17 protein-coding genes are annotated in these 21,056 nt (G+C 46.4%); 4 read left to right on the top strand and 13 right to left on the bottom strand.

Features of this window, described 5'->3' with window-relative positions; translation table 11 throughout:
* Nucleotides 1-97 precede the first annotated feature (97 nt).
* The 5 genes from CCC70_RS03870 to CCC70_RS03850 form a co-directional block, all read right to left on the bottom strand.
* The gene (locus tag CCC70_RS03870) at nucleotides 98-289 is read right to left on the bottom strand and encodes a small, acid-soluble spore protein, alpha/beta type (protein ID WP_015527205.1); all 192 of its coding nucleotides are present in this window, start codon (nucleotides 287-289) and stop codon (nucleotides 98-100) included.
* A gap of 97 nt (nucleotides 290-386) precedes the next feature.
* Nucleotides 387-569 (bottom strand): PspC domain-containing protein, encoded by a 183-nt coding sequence (locus CCC70_RS03865; RefSeq protein ID WP_287084304.1) that lies wholly within the window; start codon nucleotides 567-569, stop codon nucleotides 387-389.
* 13 nt (nucleotides 570-582) lie between these two features.
* Nucleotides 583-1,500, bottom strand: coding sequence for a DUF4097 family beta strand repeat-containing protein (locus CCC70_RS03860; RefSeq protein ID WP_287084302.1), 918 nt, complete (start codon nucleotides 1,498-1,500; stop codon nucleotides 583-585).
* Nucleotides 1,497-2,273 carry a DUF1700 domain-containing protein gene (locus CCC70_RS03855; protein ID WP_287084301.1) on the bottom strand — a complete coding sequence of 259 codons (777 nt, stop codon included), beginning with the start codon at nucleotides 2,271-2,273 and terminating at the stop codon, nucleotides 1,497-1,499. Before CCC70_RS03855 ends, CCC70_RS03860 begins: the two co-directional genes overlap by 4 nt.
* A gap of 2 nt (nucleotides 2,274-2,275) precedes the next feature.
* Complete coding sequence (locus CCC70_RS03850) at nucleotides 2,276-2,593, bottom strand: PadR family transcriptional regulator (protein WP_015527209.1); 318 nt, start codon at nucleotides 2,591-2,593, stop codon at nucleotides 2,276-2,278.
* A gap of 256 nt (nucleotides 2,594-2,849) precedes the next feature.
* On the opposite strand from CCC70_RS03850, the gene CCC70_RS03845 reads away from it, so the two are divergent.
* Complete coding sequence (locus CCC70_RS03845; protein WP_173722851.1) at nucleotides 2,850-4,310, top strand: RsmF rRNA methyltransferase first C-terminal domain-containing protein; 1,461 nt, start codon at nucleotides 2,850-2,852, stop codon at nucleotides 4,308-4,310.
* Between the two features lie 52 nt (nucleotides 4,311-4,362).
* Here the strand turns inward: CCC70_RS03845 and addA are convergent, their stop codons facing one another.
* Nucleotides 4,363-8,085: a helicase-exonuclease AddAB subunit AddA gene (gene addA, locus CCC70_RS03840; protein WP_287084300.1), complete on the bottom strand. Its 3,723-nt coding sequence runs from the start codon at nucleotides 8,083-8,085 to the stop codon at nucleotides 4,363-4,365.
* Nucleotides 8,066-11,488 (bottom strand): helicase-exonuclease AddAB subunit AddB, encoded by a 3,423-nt coding sequence (gene addB / locus CCC70_RS03835; protein ID WP_330577125.1) that lies wholly within the window; start codon nucleotides 11,486-11,488, stop codon nucleotides 8,066-8,068. Before addB ends, addA begins: the two co-directional genes overlap by 20 nt.
* A 167-nt stretch (nucleotides 11,489-11,655) precedes the next feature.
* Between addB and CCC70_RS03830 the strand changes: the two genes are divergently transcribed.
* Nucleotides 11,656-12,093: an FMN-binding protein gene (locus CCC70_RS03830; protein ID WP_118368969.1), complete on the top strand. Its 438-nt coding sequence runs from the start codon at nucleotides 11,656-11,658 to the stop codon at nucleotides 12,091-12,093.
* A 23-nt stretch (nucleotides 12,094-12,116) separates the two neighbouring features.
* Here the strand turns inward: CCC70_RS03830 and CCC70_RS03825 are convergent, their stop codons facing one another.
* The 4 genes from CCC70_RS03825 to CCC70_RS03810 all read right to left on the bottom strand — a co-directional run bounded on the left by CCC70_RS03825 (nucleotide 12,117) and on the right by CCC70_RS03810 (nucleotide 17,065).
* Nucleotides 12,117-14,066, bottom strand: coding sequence for an NAD(+) synthase (locus tag CCC70_RS03825; protein WP_287084299.1), 1,950 nt, complete (start codon nucleotides 14,064-14,066; stop codon nucleotides 12,117-12,119).
* Nucleotides 14,067-14,085: 19 nt separating this feature from the next.
* On the bottom strand, nucleotides 14,086-14,967 hold the full coding sequence (gene hslO, locus CCC70_RS03820; protein ID WP_287084297.1) for an Hsp33 family molecular chaperone HslO: 882 nt from the start codon (nucleotides 14,965-14,967) through the stop codon (nucleotides 14,086-14,088).
* A 17-nt stretch (nucleotides 14,968-14,984) separates the two neighbouring features.
* Complete coding sequence (locus tag CCC70_RS03815; RefSeq protein WP_173733129.1) at nucleotides 14,985-15,758, bottom strand: class I SAM-dependent DNA methyltransferase; 774 nt, start codon at nucleotides 15,756-15,758, stop codon at nucleotides 14,985-14,987.
* Between the two features lie 176 nt (nucleotides 15,759-15,934).
* Nucleotides 15,935-17,065 carry a hypothetical protein gene (locus CCC70_RS03810; protein WP_059086908.1) on the bottom strand — a complete coding sequence of 377 codons (1,131 nt, stop codon included), beginning with the start codon at nucleotides 17,063-17,065 and terminating at the stop codon, nucleotides 15,935-15,937.
* A 443-nt stretch (nucleotides 17,066-17,508) separates the two neighbouring features.
* On the opposite strand from CCC70_RS03810, the gene CCC70_RS03805 reads away from it, so the two are divergent.
* Nucleotides 17,509-18,072 (top strand): ECF transporter S component, encoded by a 564-nt coding sequence (locus CCC70_RS03805; RefSeq protein WP_044961472.1) that lies wholly within the window; start codon nucleotides 17,509-17,511, stop codon nucleotides 18,070-18,072.
* A 48-nt stretch (nucleotides 18,073-18,120) separates the two neighbouring features.
* Nucleotides 18,121-19,251: a pyridoxal-phosphate-dependent aminotransferase family protein gene (locus CCC70_RS03800; RefSeq protein ID WP_287084296.1), complete on the top strand. Its 1,131-nt coding sequence runs from the start codon at nucleotides 18,121-18,123 to the stop codon at nucleotides 19,249-19,251.
* A gap of 90 nt (nucleotides 19,252-19,341) precedes the next feature.
* Here the strand turns inward: CCC70_RS03800 and CCC70_RS03795 are convergent, their stop codons facing one another.
* On the bottom strand, nucleotides 19,342-20,163 hold the full coding sequence (locus CCC70_RS03795) for a carbohydrate ABC transporter permease (protein WP_092068387.1): 822 nt from the start codon (nucleotides 20,161-20,163) through the stop codon (nucleotides 19,342-19,344).
* Nucleotides 20,163-21,044 (bottom strand): carbohydrate ABC transporter permease, encoded by an 882-nt coding sequence (locus tag CCC70_RS03790; protein ID WP_226843038.1) that lies wholly within the window; start codon nucleotides 21,042-21,044, stop codon nucleotides 20,163-20,165. Before CCC70_RS03790 ends, CCC70_RS03795 begins: the two co-directional genes overlap by 1 nt.
* Nucleotides 21,045-21,056 lie beyond the last annotated feature (12 nt).

Here is a 21,056-nt window from a genome sequence, read left to right as displayed (position 1 = left end):
AAAAAAATTTCTTTTTTCCAGAAAAATATTCTTATAATTCAATACAGCCCGAAGGACTTTTCCGGCGTCATTTCGCCTTGTTCCTTCGGGCTGTATTTTACTTTTTATGTTTCTTCTTTTTTGTCATAAGACCACCGATCCGTCCGGTTTCTTTTGCAGAAAGGCTTTTCCACCCGTCTTTGATCACTTTATCCAGAACTCCCATCTCATCGGCAATCTCGTATTTCAATTTTTCCGCCTGGGAAAGCTTTCCCTCAAGATATGCTTTTACTTCTTTCTCCCTGTTCATCTTCCACACTCCTCATCTTTTTTATGGAGTATGGACCATTTCCGGATAAATTATGCATTCTGAAAAATATGTCCGTCCTTTATGGGTACTGTCATTTTTAATCCGGGATAATGATCGCCGCAATGATATACGCCAGGATTCCAGCTCCGCCCATCAGCGTGATGATTACCCATACCAGCCGGACAAGAGTCGGACCGATATTAAAGTATTCCGCAATTCCGCCGCAGACACCACATAACATACGGTTTACTGATGATTTGTATAGTTTTTTGTTACTCATAATGCTTCCTCCTTTAATCTTCTTCAAATTCAACCTCAACGTTTCCCATTCCGCAATCCAGTTTTATATTTTTCGTGGCACCTTCATTTGTGATCTGTTTATTTCCGGAAGTAATGGATGTTTCCAGAGAATCATCCACCTCCAGATTTCCAAGACCACATTTCAGCTCATAATTATACTCAGCAGCTTTTCCTGTAAGTGTAAGCTCCATATCTCCCATACCACAGCTTCCTTTTAAATTCTCTACCTGAAGTTCACTGATATCAGCAGTTCCCACTCCGACTGTAAAATCTGCTTCCTTTATATCCAGGCTGCCGGAATTTTCAATGGTTCCGGCCCCCACATTTACTTCCATCTGCTCCGCTTTAAAATCACCATCCAGTTCGATGGTTCCGGCTCCCATCTGAAGTTTTATCTTCTGAAAGCTTAAGTTTTCCGGGCAAAAAATTTCTATGGAACGGTTTCTCACTTTTTGATTGCTTGCAATTCTCAGACTACCGTTGTCATTGCTGATCTGAATGCGATTGTGATCCTTCCCTGAAACTTTCACCTGAACTTTATCCTCATTCCATGTTTTCAAAACCAGTTCTTCGTATCTCAGATCACAGAAAAGGTCTGACACAGCCGAGGCCTCATATACTTTCGTATATGCGGAACTGTCTGCACTGTCTGCCAGAACGCCCTTCTCAGTTACCGCGCTCTCTGCAGCTGCCTGAAAATCGTCCTCCTGCTCATCCATATCTTTCTCGGAATCTTCCACTTCCCAGCTGTCTTCATGATCCAGAACACGAAGCACCTGCGTGATTCCATGATCCAGAACACTCACATCTCCCATAGTCGCTCCCATGGCAGCTCCGCCGGCAGTAAGTCCCAGGCCTGCTACACCGAATACTGCTGCAAGGATCAGAATTACCTTCAGAAAACGTTTCATACTTTTTCCGCCTTTCTTCCATTCAGGAGATTGCTGCAGAATCCCGTAAATTTCCGCAGGATCGCAGGCAATATCTTACCTGTAAACCACACCGTCAGTAACAGTAACAAAAGTCCAAATGCCATCATCAGGCATCCGATACCGATAGTCAGGATCCCGGCCGGCGGAAGAGACACCGTCATGGCAATCCCAACAACAATGCACGCAGCTGCACCGATCACAAGGATGATCGATCCCGCTCCTGCAAAAAATGTCAGCAGGAAAGGCAGCAATGCCAGTGTCACCAAAATCCCCAGTACTCCGCCAAATAATCCTTTTATCAGAGGAGCCGCAAAAACAAGAACGATCAGCGCAAGAATGATTCCTGCCTTATTCTGCTTTTTCTCTGCGTGATAGCCGCGCTGGGCACGTCTTTTCCTGCGGTCTTCGAAATTTTCTGTATTTCCCGTATCACGATGGGCCTCTCCCTGTTCATTTCCGTATACGGTTACTTCTGTATAATGGTCCGGCATTTCCCCGTTCTCTTTCACACGGGTATCCTGATATCCGTTCTCTGTGTATTCCCCGTAATCTTCACTGTTCTCCTGAAGATCTGCCTTAATGATCGCAGCAACCTTCCCCGGATTTCCCAGTTCCCGGATCACTTCTCCTTCATTCTCAGGACCTGCATCATCAAAATATCCTTCATAATATTCCAGTGCTTCCTGTCTCTCTGCCTCTGAAATATCGGAAAGCAGCCGTTCAAGCTGTTCCATAAACTGCTTTCTGTTCATAATCAAACTCCCTCCTCAAACATCCTGGTGATCTTGGATGAATAGATCTCCCATTCACTTCTGTAAAGATTCAGCTGCGCTGCGCCCTTATCTGTCAGCTTATAATATTTCCGGTTTCTTCCTGCATATTCCATATTGTAGGCTTCCAGACATTCATCCTTCTGAAGCCTGCGAAGGACCGGATACAGCGTAGATTCTGAAACCTCCAGAACACTTCGCACATCCTGGGTGATCTTGTACCCGTAGGTACCGTCCTTCTCTCTGGAAATAACAGCCAGGACGATTGCATCCAGGAGGGCTGCTCCTGTATTAAATACCATCTGCTCACCTCTCTATGACCTGTAAAACGGACATTCACATTCCGTCTTACTACATGCTGATGAACGCGATCACTTCACGATCCAACGCTCACATGATAAGTCATGTAATATTGTTCTGTGAATAATACCATATATCGTATAATATAGTTTTGTCAATAGTATTTAGAAAAATCCCTCTATACTTTATAATATTTTTCGGAAACCACTCTTTTCACACAATATCCGAAAGAGTCAAGTTTATATTATGGAGGAAATTATGACAGATTCAGATAAAATACAGACATTACCGCTTCCTTTTCTGGAGCGTATGAAAGAAATGCTGGGAGATGATTATGATGCTTTCCTGAAAAGCTACAAAAATCCCCGCACCTACGGTCTACGTGTAAACACCGCCAAGCTCTCCTGCCAGGATTTTCAGGCGCTTTCCCCTTTCCCTATCCGGCCGATCCCGTGGATCAATACCGGATACTTCTACGAGGAGGAAAGCCGCCCTGCACGATGTCCTTACTACCAGGCGGGTCTTTATTATCTCCAGGAACCAAGTGCCATGACACCGGCTTCCAGGCTTCCCATCGAACCTGGAGATTTTGTCCTGGATCTCTGCGCAGCTCCCGGAGGAAAAGCCACTGCCCTGGGTGCAGCCTTAAATGACACCGGATTTCTCCTTGCCAACGATATCAGTACTTCCAGAGCCAGAGCCCTTCTTAGGAATCTGGAGCTTTTTGGCATGAAAAATATGCTCGTCACCGACGAAAAGCCCGCCAAACTTGCCCAACGTTTTCCTGCTTTCTTCAATAAGATCCTTCTGGACGCTCCATGCTCCGGGGAAGGCATGTTCCGAAAAGAGGAAGCCCTTGCCCGCGACTGGACACCGGAAAAATCCGCTGAACTTTCTGATATCCAGAAAGACCTGGTCTTAAAAGCTGCGGATATGCTCCGTCCGGGCGGAATGCTGCTTTATTCCACCTGCACTTTTTCCCCATGTGAAGACGAAGAAGTGGTAGCCTATCTTCTCAGACAACGCCCGGATATGGAACTTATGGAAATGCCAGGATATGAAGGCTTCTCCAGCGGCCGCCCGGAATATGCCGGCACAGCAGACACTTCCGATTCCGAAATCGCGTTAAGCTTAAATGCATTTAATCCGGAAGAACTTCAAAAATGCGTCCGAATCTTTCCACACAAAATGGATGGCGAAGGTCATTTTCTCGCCCTGTTCCGCAAAAAAGGTGACTCTCTTCCACCCGTTTTCCGCTTTTCCGCAAAAGGGCCGGACAAAAATACCCGGAAATGGCTGGAGGAATTTTTCTCTGAGATCGGCCTGAAAACCATTGGCGGTCAGGAATTTGACTGGAACCGTGTGGAAGTCCGCAAAGATAAAGTATACTATCAGCTGCCCTTCCCGCTGGATCTCCGCGGAATCTCCTTTCTTCGAAACGGCCTCTACCTGGGTGATCTGAAGAAAAACCGTTTTGAGCCGTCTCAGCCTCTGGCGCTGGCGCTTCACAAAGGAGATGTGGAAGCAGTTATCTCCCTGCCGGTTTCCGACGAGCGGCTTACCCGTTATCTGAAAGGCGAAACTCTTATGATCGAGCCGGAAGAGGCCGCTCACAAAAAAGGCTGGCACCTTCTCTGTGTGGACGGTTATCCTCTCGGCTTCGGAAAGCTTGTAAACGGGATCCTGAAAAACAAATATCCTGCTGGCTGGAGAGTGTAATCTCTCCGCCGCAGGATATCTGCCCACATTAACATATCATTTCATTTTCAGATCAGAGACTGAACGCTTCTCCAAGAGTAAACGAATAAATATACCGTTCCTTCACCTTCCGGCCTGTCATCCGTTCCAGCGCCTGGGCGTAATCCTCCAGCTGTACATGATAACGGTCGATCAGCTTCTGTTCTTCTCCACGTCTCACAAAGTCCGTTTTATAATCCACCAGAACGATTTCTTCATCCTCTATAAAATACGCATCAATGATTCCCTGTACCAGAACATTTTCCTCACACTGCCACTGCGGATCGAGCTCCGAAGCTTTTCTTGTGATCACAAAAGGCTGCTCCCGGAACAAAAGTCTCTTCTCTGAAGCTGCTTTCATCCGCTGTCCGAGGGGTGTTTCCACAAAATTCCAGATATCCTTTACCCGGACCGACTCAGCCTCTTTTCTTTCCATCTTCCTGGCGTCAACCCATTCTCTCAGCTGTCTGCGGATCTCATCCCTGTTTGCTGTCTTCTGATAGTCCAGGCATTCCATTACACGATGATAAGCCGTTCCACGAAGTGCCCCTGTATACCCTTCCTCTTTCTTCTCCTCGATAAATCGGGGAACCAGCGGCTGGATCTCTTCTTCCGTCTCATAATCCACCGTTTCTTCCAGATCCTGCTCACTGTGGTAGCTTCGCTTTTTCAGTTCTGATACACTGACCTTCACAGGAAGATCTTCCAGATATTGATATGGATATACAAAAGAAAAACGTCTCTGGATCTCCTCCCGGATCTCACTGTCAAAAACTCTGTCCGGATTCCAGTTCTCCAGCGTTTCCTTCTTCATTTCCCGCTCCGCCTGTTCCATAACCTCACTTTCTGTCAGTTCCCGTGCTGTGACCCTTGTAACTATGAATTCTGCCGGATCTTTGTACAGAGGATTTGCGGTATTCATAAAGATGCCATATTCATGAAATAATGGTGCCATGCAGCGATGTCTTACCAGTGCCGGAAGTACATAATCCCAGTAAGTCTTCCCGCAAAGCCTTCTTCCCAGAGAAAGCAATGGTGCCTCACTGTCCCTTAATGCGGACAATTCTTCCAATTCCGGACGCAAGGCTCCAATAGTTCCACTGAGGATCAGTTTTTCCTTTGCACGTGTAAGCGCTACATAAAGTACCCTCAGCTCCTCTCCGAGGCTTTCCATCAGGAGCGTTCTCCGTATGATCTGCTTGCACAGGGATGGAGCAATGATCCTCTTCTCCGGCAGGATCGCATCCGCACCGATCCCCAGCTCCGGATGGATCAGGATACTTGCGTTCATATCCCGGAAATTAAAGCGTTTTCCCATTCCTGCTGCAAACACTACCGGAAATTCCAGTCCCTTGCTCTTATGGATCGTCATGATCTGTACTGCACTTTCCCCGGTTCCGGAAAGATTTACCTCCCCGTAATCCACCTGATACTGCTGAAGCTTCTGGATATATCTTACAAAATTAAAAAGGCCTCGATAGCTTGTCTTCTCATATTCCATTGCCTTTTCCACAAGCATGTTCAGGTTTGCATTCCTCTGTTCACCATTTGGCATTGCCTTTGCATGGTCTCCATATCCGGTACGTGCAAGTACCTCCAGGATCAGCTGATGGACCGGCGTGTAAGCCGCCTTATCACGAAGTGTATTCATGGTGTCCATAAAACAGGACAGCTTCTCTCCGAGGATTTTTTTGTTTTCCTCAAAGCTCCCATGCTTTCTGTAGTCCTCCACAAACCTGCACACACATTCATAGATCATTCCTTCCGGATATGCGATCCGAAGCTCAGCCAGCTCTTCTGTGGTACATCCAACGATCGGTGAACGCAGTACGCCGGTCATGGGAATATCCTGCAGCGGATTATCCAGGATCCGTAGATAATTCAGCAGTGTCACAACCTCTGTTGCAGAAAAATATCCGGTTCTGGAGGCCGTATATACCGGTATCCCTCTTGCACTCAAAACCTCCCCGAAGGTTTCAGCCCAGCCTGAAGCAGATCGGAGCAGAATCACGATATCTCCATATCGAAGAGGTCGATACTCTCCCGTTTCCTTATCCAGCACCCGTTCATGCCCTACCATAGATCGGATCCTTTCTGCAATGGCAAGGGCCTCCAGCTCTCTCTCATTCTCCGTTATTTCTTCATCCTCATCTTCCAGCAGCGGACTGTATTTATCCACAAGAAGGATCTCTGTTTTTACAAATTCCGGATCCTGGCCTTCTGGAAAAGAAGCTCCGGGATACAGAGCTGCCGCCTCGTCGTAGGCAATTCCTCCCAGATCTTCCCCCATGATCTGCCGGAAAATAAAATTGACACTTTCAAGGACTTCCGGTCTGCTTCGGAAATTTTTGTGCAGGTCGATCCGCTGTTCCTGACTGTCTTCCAGCGAATAGCTCTTATATTTTTCCATGAACAGTTCCGGACGGGCCAGACGAAAACGGTAGATGCTCTGCTTTACATCTCCTACCATAAAGATATTTTTACGTTCATTGACCCAGCCGGAAACTGTCTGCATCAGGATCTCCTGGACCAGATTACTGTCCTGATACTCATCCAGCAGGACCTCATCATATTTTTCAGAAAGCTCTCTTGCCGCCTGGCTGGGCACATAGGTTTCTCCTTCCTTTTTCAGAAGGATATCCAGGGCAAAATGTTCCATATCCGAAAAATCCAGAACATTTTTTTCACGCTTCTTTGCCTGGAAACGTTCTGCAAAATCCTTTGTCAGCTTTACCAGCATCTCCAGCGGTGGTGCAGATGCTTCTGTCAGTTCCGTCAGCTCAGCCAGATTTCCGTAAAAATATCGGATTCCCAGTTCCTTCAAATTGTCTTTTGCATCTTCGCGAAGAGCTTTTACCAGATTTTTCAGCTGCTCCGATACTCCCTCCATTTTTTTTGAGGAAAGTCTTGCAAACTTCAGATTCCGGAGATTCTGCGCTATCTCATCATAATCCCTTTTAACGGACAGTTGTTTTAACTGCCGGATCAGCATCATATCTTTTTCCAGAGCCTCCAGATAAAGCTCCGGTCCATCCTGAAGCTGACAGGTCTTCATTGCGGTTTCTGTAAGCTCTTCCGCTTCTTTCAGTGCGCAGTCTGCAGCCTCCCACAGATATCGGAACCATCGCGTTCCCTCAAGACCTTTTTCCGGATCCAGATGATAATTCTCCACACAGCTGTCCAGCCATTTTTCGGGCCATGGATTACTCATCGCAGCATTATAAAGCTCCAGAACATGTTCCTTCAGTCCTTCATCCGTTTTTCCTGGCGCATAGCATTCCACAAATGCAGTAAAATCTGCCTTTCTTTCTGCATAATGATCCTCAAAAAGCTCCTTCAGCACATCTTCCTGCAAAAGCTTCAGTTCACCCTCATCTGCCGTCCGGTAACCCGGATCCAGTCCGATCAGATGAAAATAATTTCGGATCACATAGGCGCAAAAGCCGTCAATGGTAGTGATCTGTGCCGTATGGATCAACGTCATCTGTCTCTGCAGATGCTCATTATCCGGATCTTCAGCCAGTGCCTGATCCAGTCCACGCTCGATACGTTCCCGCATCTCTCCCGCTGCCGCCCTTGTAAATGTCATAATCAGAAGACGGTCAATGTCCACCGGTTTCAAAGGATCCATGATCTTACTTAAGATTCTCTGCACCAGCACTGCAGTTTTACCGGAACCGGCTGCTGCGCTGACCAGAATATTCCGGTCCCGGAGCGTGATGACCTTTTTCTGCTCCTCAGTCCATTTCACTGCCATTCTCTTCCTCTCCCTTCATGATCTTTTTCCACAGTGCATCTTCTCCGATGGACGACAGCCTGTGAAACTCATATCCCGGTATCTTCCTGTCGAAGCCGCACACAGTAAGATACGGACAATATGTGCAGGCATTCTTTTTTCCAAGTTCATAGGGTTCCACTGCCGCATTTCCATCCAGGATCGATTCCCTGATGTCACAGATCTTTCTCCGCACATACGCTCCCAGAGCATCAAACTGCTTCCTTGAGGCAACAGAAGATCTTTTGCTGAAGCTTCCGTCCCGGTTCAGGGATACCGGTATGGAGGCCATAGTGCTGTCGATTTTGGTACTCATATTATCATCTGCCTGTACAAGCCCGTTCATTTTCATTTTCTTCAGCATCTGCTCATTGATGCTTTCCATATCCGCATGGATCTTCTCCTGTATCATAGGATCCTTCACATTATAATAAAACACACCGGCCGGAACGATCTCGCGATCCGGATACTTCCGTTTTTCCACCTGTAATGCTCCATCCAGATAGACCATCAGCTGAAGCTGAAGGCCATGATACAACGCCAGCAGATCAAACGAAGTATTTCCGGTTTTATAATCGATCACCTTCACATAGACCCGGTTGTTCTCCGGCTCTTCCATGATATCCACACGGTCGATCCTTCCGCCCTGAAACCTCACCTCAAATCCTTCCGGCCGGAATGCTCCATGCTTCAGCTGTTCCTGCAAAGCCCACACGGTACGCCGCAAAATACGTCTGGTCCGTTCGATCATATATTCATTTCTCGCACTGCTTTTAAGGATCGTATTTCCGTAATCTGCGGAAACCTGATCCAGACAGCTGTCTATGATACGGTTTCGCTCTTCCTCCGTAAGCTCTGCCCAGTCCAGTCCCTCTTTTCGGACTTCCGCCGCAAATTTTTCCAGTGCCATATGCATGACATTTCCCATATCCATAGCCCGGAACTCATACTCTGCACGTTCTGTAACCTTCAGGCCATACTGCAGAAAATGTGCAAATGCACAGGCCGCAAAACGCTCCAGCCGGGTAGCACTGTACGGAGAAATTTCTCCATAGAGGATCTTTGCCACTGTTTTTCCGATCTTATCTGACGGTCGTTCTGAAAAAGATGCCTCTGTAAGTTTTTTTACAAGGATCCGGTATTCCGGGCTCTGAAGATACCAGCTGTACAGTTCCTGGAAGACCGCATTATCCTGGTAAGCTTCTCCTGCAAGCCCTCTCAGGAAATAATCCAGGCTGATTCCCGGAAGCTCCAGTAATTCCATAGGTTCCTGCATATCTCCGCACTGCCGGATCTCCATTTCCGGAAACATCTCCCGGATATTACTGACAAGAAAGGCCGGACTCAGGGCTTTTCCCTGGCTGTCGGACTGACAGAAGGACAGACAGAGCAGTTCTCTTGGCTTGGTCATGTTCAGATACAGATAAAATCGCTGCATGTTCATCAGTTCCTTTGGCCCCGGTGCAAGCTGGATCCCCTGATCTTTAAAAAATTCTCTGTCAATCTCCGTAAGCATTCCTCCACCGGATGTATTCTTCGGAATATTCCCTTCATTTACTCCCACAAAAAACAGTGCACGGATATCCTTCAGCCTGGTTCTCTCCATATCTCCCACAAGTACCTGGTCCATACTTGGCGGGATCAGAGCCACCTTGGCCTGGTTCAGTCCTGTTTCCAGAAGCTGACGGAAATCCTGGCGGTTCACGGTTTCCTCTCCAAGGATCTCCACCATATTATCCAGAAGTTCCATAACGATTCCGTATATCTGGGCATATTCCTTTTCCATGGCCTTGTCGCCCTGTTCCTTGAATTTCAGTTCCTGATGCTTCAGTTTCTGCTGCACCTGGCTCCGCACTGCAAACTCGTAGAGAAAAGTACAATATTCCCGGACCGTCTTTTTCCCGCCTTTAAAGCTTAGCGCAAGCTCTCTGGTCTCATCTGCGAACCGCTTCCGGATCTCATTAAGCCTCTGAATGCTTTCCGGCGGCATTCCCCGGTAAATACGCACCCACACTTCATCCCATCTCTTAAATCCACGGATACCAAGAGCCAGCACATAATTCTCCAGAAGGTCTGCTTCCTCCCTGGTCACACAGGACATTCCGCAGCGGAGATACCTGAATACACTCTCATAGGAAAAATCCTGCACTGCCATCTCAAGTGCTGCCCGGAAATATTCTACAAACGGATTCATCAGGACCGTATGCTTCTCATCAATGAAATACGGGATCCCTGCTGCTGTAAATACCTGCTTTGCAAGATTGCCATACTCCTCCAGATTACCTGTGATCACGGCGATCTCACCATAACGGCAGCCCTTTTCCCTTACAAGTCTGGCGATCCGGCGGGCAGCTTCTTCCATTTCCTTCTGCGGGTTCACTGCCGAAAACATGCAGATCTCATCCTGCGCTTTTTTATATATATTTTTTCGGTAACGGAAGATATTTTTTTCAAGGAAATGAAGGGCAGGTGCCTGGGAAAAGCGGGATTTTCCCACATCCTTCAAAAGAACCGGCGTCTCGATCTCCCTGGTCAGCTCCGAAAGCCCGTGGATCATCTGACGGCTCATATAAAAAAGCTGATAAGGTTTTCCTCTCATGCTCAGATTCTCATCCGCATCCATAGTCACCGTTACCATCACCTTTTCACAGACAGCAAGAAGTTCTCCCACAACACGCATCTGAATAGGAGTAAAACCGGTGTAACCATCCAGAAGAAGTACACTGTTTTTCATTTTTTCAGAAAACGGAAGAGCTTTTTCCAGCGCATCCATTACTTCTTCTCCCGTCATATAATGATCCTTCAGATATCCGGTAAACGCCTGGTAAAGAACAGCTACGTCTTTCAGCTTCATCTGAAGTAACGCTCTGTCACCGGAATCCTCGATCATCTCCTGAATCTCACTGTCCCGGATATCGTACTGCATAAACTCCGACAGGATAGACTTCACTTCATCCAGGTATCCCGCTTTACGCATCTGACCTCCCAGATAGGAAAGCTCCTTTCCATGCTGCTGTACCATCTTCTGCAGCACCATACTCTTACCGGTTTCTTCCAGAAGGATGCGGCTGTCTCCTCCAACTTCCTCCAGAACACGGTATGCAAGACGCTCAAAGCTCAGGATATCAATATTCAGGATTCCCCTGCCCGGACTCATTTCCACCAGTGTCTTCTGGGTCTGCATGGTAAACTGCTCCGGCACGATCACATAAAAAAGCTTCTCAGGATGCAGCCCCGCCTGTTCTATGATATTCTGATAAGCATAACAGGATTTTCCGCTTCCGGAACTTCCTATGATAAACTGTAATGACATCTTCATCCTCCCGATCACTTGCAGATTTTCAGTCATTCCGGCGCCATCCTGCGCCTGAAGTATTCCTATCATACCACAAATTCTACTCCTATAGAACGGTCGTTCTCTATATTCTGAAATATCTGCCTGCTCTTTTCCTTATTTTTCCAGGCACAGTATCGGATAACCTGCGCACAGCTGTGGCATAAATCCTCCCTCCCGATAATAAACTATATAAAAAGCTTTGGGAGGCGTGCGCCATGAGTTCCAAAACCAGGATCATCGTCCTACATATGAAAGAGATCATTTACACAGCTGTCTTTCTGGCTCTGGCTGTTGTTCTGGCTGTCGTTCTTTTCTTCATGTTCGGTCCCGGAAAAAATGCCAGTCATACAGCCAGCGAAAAATCCCGCTACAAGCCGGGCGTCTATACCTCTTCCATCACTCTGAATGATAATACCTTCGATGTGGAAGTTACTGTAAATGCTGACAGGATCAAGGCCATCCGTCTGGTGAATTTAAATGAAACCACAAAAGCTTCCTATCCTCTTATGGAACCGGTTCTGGATTCTTTGGCAAGTCAGATCTATTCCAGTCAGTCCCTGGAAGACATTCAGTATGCAGGAGACCGGAAATATACCTCCCAGGTACTCCTTTCAGCTATCACGGATGCAGTAAAAAAAGCGGAGAACACTTAAGCTCTCCGCTTTGCGATCTACGTTCAGATTTCAATCTTCTCCAGCACATCCTGCCAGATCCTTGCACTTGCATCACTTGGCATTCTGAGATCTCCTCTTGGAGAAAGTGCCACACTACCTACCTTCGGGCCATCCGGCAGACAGGAACGCTTGAACTGCTGGGCAAAAAATCTCCGATAGAAGGTTTTCAGCCATTTCAGGATCGTCTCTTTATCATAAATCCCATCAAAGGTCAGGCAGGCAAGCCTGTAGATCTTATCCGGTGTAAATCCTGCACGCAGCATGTAATACAGATAAAAATCATGAAGCTCATAAGGTCCTACCAGATCCTCCGTCTTCTGGGCGATCTTGCCATCCTTAGGAGGAAGAAGCTCCGGGCTTACCGGAGTATCCAGGATATCCAGAAGAACCTCCTTCAGTTCCTCATCTCCGCAGGTATCCGCATAATAACGTACCAAATGACGTACCAGTGTCTTCGGGATAGAAGCATTTACACCATACATGGACATGTGATCGCCATTATAGGTTGCCCAGCCAAGAGCCAGCTCGGAAAGGTCTCCGGTTCCCACAAGAACACCGCCTTCCTTGTTTGCCGTATCCATCAGGATCTGAGTACGCTCACGTGCCTGGCTGTTCTCATACGTCACATCGTGGATCTCCGGATCATGTCCGATATCCCGGAAATGGATATTTACCGCCTCTTTAATATTTACCTCGGTAAGCCTTGCACCAAGGCAGCGGCTTAACTTGCAGGCATTCTGATAGGTTCTGTCTGTGGTTCCAAAGCATGGCATGGTCACACAGTGGATCTGTTCTCTCGGCATTTCCATCCGGTCAAAGGCACGTGCCATTACAAGAAGCGCCAGGGTAGAATCCAGTCCTCCGGAAAGTCCTACTACCGCACTCCTGCTGTGGATGTGCTCCATACGTTTCTTAAGTCCCATTGCCTGGATGTTCAGGATCTCCTCGCAGCGCTCATCACGCTCTTCCTTCACAGACGGAACGAAGGGATACTGTGGATATTTTCTGGTAAGTCTTGTTTCCTCCTCTGCTACGGAAAAATCAACTCTTGTATGACTGCAGGTAGAAACTGCCGGATACGTGGACATTCTTCTTCTCTCATCAGCCAGTCTCTGCACATCGATCTCACTGTAAATGATGCCGTTCTCAAAGCGTCTGCTTTCCGCAAGCATGGAACCGTTCTCTGCAATCATATTCTGTCCGCCAAACACGAGATCCTGGGTAGACTCCCCTTCCCCTGCACTGGCATAAATATATCCGCAGATCAGTCGTGCTGACTGCCCGCTTACCAGAGTTCTCCGGTAGGAATCCTTACCTACCATCTCATCACTGGCAGAGAGATTAACGATGATATGCGCACCGTTGATGGCATGACGGATACTTGGCGGCGCAGGGACCCAGAGATCCTCACAAAGCTCTGCTGCAACAGTGAATTCCGGAAATTCCTTACATTCAAAGATCAGCTCTGTTCCAAAAGGAATTTCATCCCAGAACTCATCCTCCTCATTTTTCTCGCACTTCAGGAAGTCCACAAATTCCACATCTTCTTCCTCTGCACCTGCAAACTGTCTCTGCTCATAAAACTCATTATAATTCGGAATATGCGTCTTCGGCACAAATCCCACGATACGGCCATGATTCAAAGCTGCTGCCACATTATAGAGCTTGCCTCTGTGACGCAGCGGGAGTCCCACAAAGATCAGGGCGTCCGTCTCCCTTGTCTCCTCTGCAATATGCAGAAGCTCATCCCACGCACTGTCCAGAAGACATCTCTGGAGAAAAAGATCGTGACAGGTATATCCTGTGATACAAAATTCCGGAAATACCATCAGCTTGACATGCTCCTTTTCCATTTCATGAATGGCCTTCAGGATTTCCTCTCCGTTTGCCTTGCAATCTGCAACGGTAACTCTCGGCGTTGCCGCTGCCACCTTGATAAAACCATGCTTCATTTTTTCTTCCTCCCGAGTTTTATCGCTTGCACTCTCTTATGATCCTCTTAAGATCTTCCACGGTAAAATTATAATTTTTATTGCAGAAATGACAGTTCATCTCAATGTCCTTGCCTTCCTGGATCATCTCGTTAAGTTCTTTTCTTCCGATGCTGATCAGCGCTTTTTCTACACGCTCTCTGCAGCAGTTGCAATGGAACTGTGTGGGCAGTGTATCATTGATCTCTATGTCAAAGCCCTCCAGTACTTTTTCAAGAAGACTTTCCGGTGTATGTCCCTGTTCCAGAAGATTGGTAACAGAATCGATCTTTGATACGTTTTTCTCAAGCTTTGCGATCACCTCTTCCTCTGCAAAAGGCATCAGCTGTACAATAAAGCCTCCCGCCTGACGGACTGTATTATCCTTATTCATCAGCACACCCAGTCCTACCGCAGACGGAACCTGCTCGCTGGTTGCAAAATAATAGGTGAGATCTTCTGCGATCTCGCTGGTCTGAAGAGCAACCTGTCCCACATATGGCTCTTTCAGTCCCATATCCTTGATCACATCCATAAAGCCTACGCCGACAGCTCCCGCAACATCCAGCTTGCCTTTGCTGTTTGCCGGGATACATACATCCGGATTCCCCACATAGCCCTTTACATTTCCGTGAGAATCCGCAGTTACTGTGATTCCCTGCAGTGGTCCGCCTGCATGGATCCGAAGTGTAAGGAGATCCTTTTCCCCTTTCATCATAGCTCCCATCATGGCACCGCCGGTAAGGAGACGTCCCAGTGCCGCTGTTGCCACCGGACTGGTGTTATGATTCTTTCTCGCTGTCTCCACCATATCGGTTGTAACAGCCGCAAATGCACGGATCTGGCTGTTTGCCGCTGTTGCTCTTACAATATAATCACTCATATAAAAAATTTCCTCCTTTATTTCTCGTCTGACGGAATTTCCTTTCCATGTTCTCTGGCCACAAAAGTCAGTCTTCCGCTGTCCGGCTTCGGTGCATCCTTGGTGTATGCGTCATAAACCGCCAGCGGGATCAGGCCTGCCTTTTCAAGAAGTTCCCTTACTTTCTCCGGATCATAGGCCTTCTGGTAATGAATTTCCTCGTCTCTCTCATAAAGACCATCTTCTCTCGGAAGAAACAGAGTCAGATCATACACATTGATCCCGGCCTCCTCATCAAATTCATTTTCCCAGATAAAGCTTCCCTCTTCCCGATTCTCTGCAATAGTCGTATTTCCAAGCATTTCCCGGTATTTATACGGGGTGTTCATATCAAATATGAAAATTCCATCCGGATCAAGATAATTGTTCACCAGTTTAAATACAGTAAGCAGATCATCCTCCTCTGTGATGTAATTCATACAGTCACAGACGCTGACGACAGCACGTACTGTTCCATAAAGTTCAAACTCCCGCATATCCTGTTCCAGATAAAGGATCTCATGACCGGATTCTGCACGTTTTTCCATGGCTTCGCCAAGCATTTCCTCAGAGTTATCCACACCGATCATATCATAACCGGACTCAGCCAGAAGCTCTGTCATCACTCCGGTCCCACAGCCAAGTTCCAGCACGATCCCGTCTTCAATTCCATATTCTTTAAGACTTCCTATAAGATATTCCGCCCATTTTTCATATTCCACATTGTCCATGAAAATGTCATAAACTCTGGCGAAATCACTGTATGCTTCCATAAAAACCTCCAAATATTTTCCGGGCGTTCCATCGCCCGCAGCGTTCACATTATACCATGTCTTCCTGTATAAGTATACGCCTCTGACATAATATGACACAAAAAATCCGGGACCGCAGCCACAAAAGCTGTAATCCCGGAATTCTTATCTAACCGAATCTCCTGCTACTCCAGGCTTTACTGTACAGGCATATAGTATACGTCTGCAGCCTCACCGTGCCAGTAGAAGCTTGTTCCATCCTCTTCATATACATCACAGTCATACTGAGAAGAGAAGGTGAAACGGTTTCCTTCGTTATCCATCCATGCACCGTTTCCGTCCGGAACGATAACACGTGGTTTACCATCGGAGTTTCTGTAAATAGTTCTTGTCTCATCTGTGTTGCCAAGCTGCTCATCTGTAAATCCGCCATTTACGATAGCACCGGAGGAGCTGCTGTCAGTGGATGCAGTTCCATTGGAAGAACCATCAGATGTACTGCTTCCGTCTGTAGATGTTCCGTCAGATGCTGCACTTCCGTCTGTAGATGTGCTTCCGTCGGCAGCTGTAGTTCCATCTGCTGCTCCGTCAGAAGAAGCTGCTGCATTACCATCTGCAGATGCACTTCCGTCAGAGGAAGCTGCTGCATTACCTTTACCGGCAGTCTTGGCTGCGGAACCATTTGCCGCACTCTTCAGAGTGGAATCACCAAGGATTGCAAAGCTGTCGACAGACTCCTGAACCTTTTTCAGAGCATCCTCTTTTTTAACAGATGCCACAAGGCTGTAATACTCACTGTCATTTACAAAGTATTTATTGATAGCATATACATAACCGTCACTCTTGGTCGTATCCTTATATTTCACAGTATAGGAATAAATGTTGATTCCGTCTTTCTGATCTGCCTTGTAATCCTGGATCTCAAAATCGGTTCCATTTACCATGTTCTCTGCCTGTGTCATGGAAACTGCCATATCCTGGGAGTTCGGGATCACTGCGGATTCCAGATCTGCGCCGGATCCGTGAAGGATCAGGATTCTGCCCTGGTCCGGAGACTCGAAGCTTACCATATCTGTCTCGTCGGACTTGTTGGCCCAGGTTGCATCCGGAAGCTTGATCGCTACGGATTTATCCTTGGATGTATAGGTTGTATTCTGTGCGTCTGCTGCAACAGTCGGTGTAACCTTCGCTTTTTTCGCTGGTGTCGGAGTAGGAGTAGACTCCACAACCACGCTGTCCTCTTTTCCTCCTCCGAAACTACATGCCGTCATGACACCAGAAAGAGCAACAGTCATAGCTAAAAGTGCAATAAATTTTTTATTCTTCATAGTATCCTCCTCATAATCATCATCAGTCACAAAATGTGTCCGGAATATTCACTCCTGAACACACTCTTTGCTATAGTTTACGATTTTATTACAGCTTTGTCAATTGATTTCTCCCTATACTTTATGAATATCCTGTAAGCAAATATCCTGCTCCGTACAGGATTCTTCTAACATTATAATCTTCCCGGATATATCTATCTTATTCTCTTCTTCTGCTGATCCTGTATTTCCCGTTTTACGCCTTCATTACGAAAGCTCTGTTTATTCCCCCACCAAGTAAGCCTCCTGTTTTAATGACAAATATCCCCTTGAATCTGTCCCTTCTTTTTTTTCTATAATTGTGTCTTTATTCATGCACACTCATGTTGTAAAGTATACCCAACCAAAAATATATGAAAAGAGGACATCCATACATCGATGTTTTCAGGAAAGGATCTATCACTATGGAAAAAGCAGTTCAGACATCTCAGAGAACTGACCAGGAGCTTTCATCTGTTCAGTTTCTCACCATTACAGCCGCATTTGTTGCACTGACTTATATCTTCACCGCATTTATTAATGTTAAGCTTCCGATCGCAGCCAACGGCGGACTGATCCACCTTGGAAATGTGCCATTATTCATCGGTGCCATTTTATTTGGAAAGAAAACCGGAGCCATTGCCGGTGGGATCGGAATGGGGCTCTTTGACCTTCTCTCCGGCTGGACCCTGTGGGCACCATTTACTCTTATTATTGTAGGGATCATGGGCTTCACAGTAGGTAAGCTCACAGAGGATCCCCGGCACCAGAACATGAAATGGTATGTGATCGCCATTGCCGCAGCCTGCGTGATCAAGGTTGCAGGATACTACATTGCAGAGGTTATCATCTATGGAAATCCACTGGCACCGGTATCTTCCATCCCGGGAAACCTGGTCCAGATCGGTGTTGCAGCTGTCATCGTTCTCGTAGTGATCACACCATTAAACCTTGCAGCAAGAAAAACCGGATTAAAAAAACAGCTGTAACAGCTGCCGTAATTTGCGGAAATAATATAAAGATCAAGAGGTGAGCTTATGTATAAGATCATGACACCGGGACCTACACAGGTCGCAGAAAATGTCCGTCTGGCAAGAAGCATGGAATGCACGAACCCGGATCTGGACGAAGATTTTGTCGAATTTTATAAAGAAACCTGCGAGAAGATCAGCACTCTTCTCCATACCTCCAACGAAACCCTCATCTTAAGCGGTGAGGGTATCCTTGGACTGGAGGCTGCCATTGCTTCCATGACTGAGCCCGGAGATAAGGTTCTTGTTCTGGACAATGGTATCTACGGAAAAGGCTTTGCCGATTTTGTTTCCATGTACGGAGGCAGACCGGAGCTTTATACCAGAGATTATCAGAACACTCTCGATGTAAAGGAACTGGAAGCCTTCCTTGCGGATAACCATGACTACAAATATGCAACCGTAGTACACGGCGATACTCCAAGTGGCATGCTCAACGATGTATCTGCCATCTGCCCGCTCCTTAAAAAATACGGGATCCTTACCGTTGTAGATTCTGTCTCCGCTTCCTTCGGCGAGCCTCTGAACATTGATGCATGCCAGATCGATATCATGTGCGGCGGATCACAGAAGGTGGTATCTGCACCTCCGGGACTTACCTTTGTTGTAGTCAGCAGTGATGCAAAGAAATCCATGGCAGACCGTAAGACACCAATTGCTTCTTTCTATGCCAATCTTACAGCTTTTGCACATTATTACGAAGAGAAATGGTTTCCATATACAATGCCGATCAGCGATATCTACGGACTCCGCGCTGCCATTGACAACATCGCAGCAGACCCTGCCATCCTCTCCCGCCACGCAAAGATCGCCAGTGCCTCCAGAAAGGCCATCTCAGGCGCAGGCCTGAACCTTTACCTGCACAGCGGATATTCCAGTACTGTTACTGTTTTTGAAGTACCGGAGGGCACAACAGCCGAAGCGATCCTTGAGGGAGTAAAAAAAGACTACAACATTATGCTGGCAGGTTCCTTCGATGTCCTGGCTGGCAAAGTGATCCGCATCGGACATATGGGAAACAACGCTACATTCTATAATGTAAGAGAAGTTTTCGCAGCCCTGGACGGGACTTTACGCAGGCTTGGCGTTCCGCTTAAGGCTTCCATGGAGGATATCTTCTGCAAAAACATGCAGTAATTTCTGAGATTTCAATAGTAAAAAGCACTGTAAGATGAATCCAACTTTTCATCTCGCAGTGCTTTTTTATAATTCTTATAATATTTTTCTTTATTCTTTTACCGCACCGGATGTCATACCACCTACGATGTATTTCTGGCCGATCATGTAAACAATAATAACCGGGATACAGGTAAGTACGATATCAGCAAAAATATAGTTCCAGTAACTCTTGTTCTTTCCGAAGAACTGATATACAGCCATTGTCATCGGGAAGAGACGGCTCTTGCTTGACAGATACAAAGGTGTGAGGAAATCACTCCATACTGTCATGAACTGAAGGATAAAACATGTTACCATAGTTGGTTTCAGAAGCGGCATGATGATCTTGAAGAACAGGCTTAACGGGCCTGCGCCGTCGATAACAGCAGCCTCGTCCAGCTCAACCGGGACAGAGATTACGAAGTTACGGATGGTAAATACACAGAACGGAATCATTGCACTGGTAAATACCATGATAATGCCAACTCTTGTATCGTTCAGGTGCAGTGTACTGAGTACACGTACCAATGTTACATAGTTGACCGGGAAGAACAGTCCGCAAAGTACAAAGTAATACAGGAATACATTCAATTTTGTTCTCTTACGGCACATAACAAATGCAGCCATGGAGCAAAGTACAACGCCAAGTGTTGTAGCGATCAGCGCATATGCAAAACTGTTCAGGAATCCCTGGATCAGACTTCCTTTTTCAATAACCTCAGAGTAGTTGGAAAATACCCACTCTGTAGGAAGTGCCAGACTCATTCTGGCTGCCTCTGCTTTTGTCTTAAAAGAGTTGATCAATACCATATAAAATGGAAGCACGACACATAAGCAAAGCAGGATACATACAACATGTTTTAATAAATTCTGAATTCTTTTTTTTGCCATTACTGCTGTACCTCCTGTTTACTCAATGTCTTAACAATAAATACACCTATGATCGCTGTAATTACAAGAAGAACAGTATTCAATGCAGAAGACATTCCATACTGGCCTCTGGAATAGAGCTGGAATGCATAAGTTGTAAGAACCTCTGTTGCATGTCCAGGGCCACCGTTTGTAAGTACATAAACAATATCGAATACTTTCAGACCATATGTAATACCAAATACAAGGTTGATCATGATAGCACCACTCAGCATCGGAAGTGTTACATACCGAAGTCTCTGCCAGAAGTTTGCACCGTCAATCTGTGCAGCCTCATAATAAGATTTCGGAATCGTATTCAGACCTGCAAGAAAGATAGTCATAACATAACCAATACCTCGCCATGCATCTACACCATAGATGGATTTCCATACAATAGCCAGATCAGACAGCCATTTCTGTTTGAAAATTCCAAGATGGAATGCATCAAGAAGTGTGTTTAAAAGTCCGTTATTATAATTCAGGATGGATTTAAATACAAGACCAATGATTACAAAAGGCAGAATAGACGGCAGGTAGAGCAATGTTCTGTAAAGCCCTTTGCCTTTAAGTCCCTCCTGAAGCATAATCGCGATCAGAAGAGCCGGGATCAGCTTAACGATGTTGGAAATGATAGTAAACTTCAATGTATTGCCAATACCGCTCAGATAAGACTTATCTGATGTAAAAATCTCAGCAAAATTCTGCAGTCCCACAAAATGAGTACCATTAAGAACACTTCTGGAGTTCCAGTCTGTAAAGGAGTAACCAACACCCATTACACTGGGAAGCAGGAAAAAAATGATATATAATGCCAACGGCAGTATCAGAAACCACTGTGGATAGATTCTCTTCTTATTCACAGAAAGCACCTC

Origin of the sequence: Blautia sp. LMAG:89 (assembly GCF_008679485.1) — a bacterium.
GTDB lineage: Bacteria > Bacillota > Clostridia > Lachnospirales > Lachnospiraceae > Blautia_A > Blautia_A fusiformis.
The sequence above is the reverse complement of the archived record's forward strand: the minus strand, read 5'-3'. Positions and strand labels throughout refer to the sequence as shown.

Excerpts from the sequence above, each read along its gene's own strand:
- CCC70_RS03850 (WP_015527209.1), bottom strand. The coding sequence starts at position 2,593 with ATGGTATTTAATACAGGAGCAGCCCTCCTGGATGCAATCGTCCTGGCT.
- CCC70_RS03825 (WP_287084299.1), bottom strand. The coding sequence starts at position 14,066 with ATGAAGCATGGTTTTATCAAGGTGGCAGCGGCAACGCCGAGAGTTACC.
- addA (WP_287084300.1), bottom strand. The coding sequence starts at position 8,085 with ATGGCAGTGAAATGGACTGAGGAGCAGAAAAAGGTCATCACGCTCCGG.
- CCC70_RS03845 (WP_173722851.1), top strand. The coding sequence starts at position 2,850 with ATGACAGATTCAGATAAAATACAGACATTACCGCTTCCTTTTCTGGAG.
- CCC70_RS03795 (WP_092068387.1), bottom strand. The coding sequence starts at position 20,163 with ATGGCAAAAAAAAGAATTCAGAATTTATTAAAACATGTTGTATGTATC.
- CCC70_RS03810 (WP_059086908.1), bottom strand. The coding sequence starts at position 17,065 with ATGAAGAATAAAAAATTTATTGCACTTTTAGCTATGACTGTTGCTCTT.
- CCC70_RS03800 (WP_287084296.1), top strand. The coding sequence starts at position 18,121 with ATGTATAAGATCATGACACCGGGACCTACACAGGTCGCAGAAAATGTC.
- CCC70_RS03815 (WP_173733129.1), bottom strand. The coding sequence starts at position 15,758 with ATGGAAGCATACAGTGATTTCGCCAGAGTTTATGACATTTTCATGGAC.
- CCC70_RS03870 (WP_015527205.1), bottom strand. The coding sequence starts at position 289 with ATGAACAGGGAGAAAGAAGTAAAAGCATATCTTGAGGGAAAGCTTTCC.
- addB (WP_330577125.1), bottom strand. The coding sequence starts at position 11,488 with ATGATAGGAATACTTCAGGCGCAGGATGGCGCCGGAATGACTGAAAAT.
- CCC70_RS03855 (WP_287084301.1), bottom strand. The coding sequence starts at position 2,273 with ATGAACAGAAAGCAGTTTATGGAACAGCTTGAACGGCTGCTTTCCGAT.
- CCC70_RS03865 (WP_287084304.1), bottom strand. The coding sequence starts at position 569 with ATGAGTAACAAAAAACTATACAAATCATCAGTAAACCGTATGTTATGT.
- CCC70_RS03830 (WP_118368969.1), top strand. The coding sequence starts at position 11,656 with ATGAGTTCCAAAACCAGGATCATCGTCCTACATATGAAAGAGATCATT.
- CCC70_RS03805 (WP_044961472.1), top strand. The coding sequence starts at position 17,509 with ATGGAAAAAGCAGTTCAGACATCTCAGAGAACTGACCAGGAGCTTTCA.
- hslO (WP_287084297.1), bottom strand. The coding sequence starts at position 14,967 with ATGAGTGATTATATTGTAAGAGCAACAGCGGCAAACAGCCAGATCCGT.
- CCC70_RS03860 (WP_287084302.1), bottom strand. The coding sequence starts at position 1,500 with ATGAAACGTTTTCTGAAGGTAATTCTGATCCTTGCAGCAGTATTCGGT.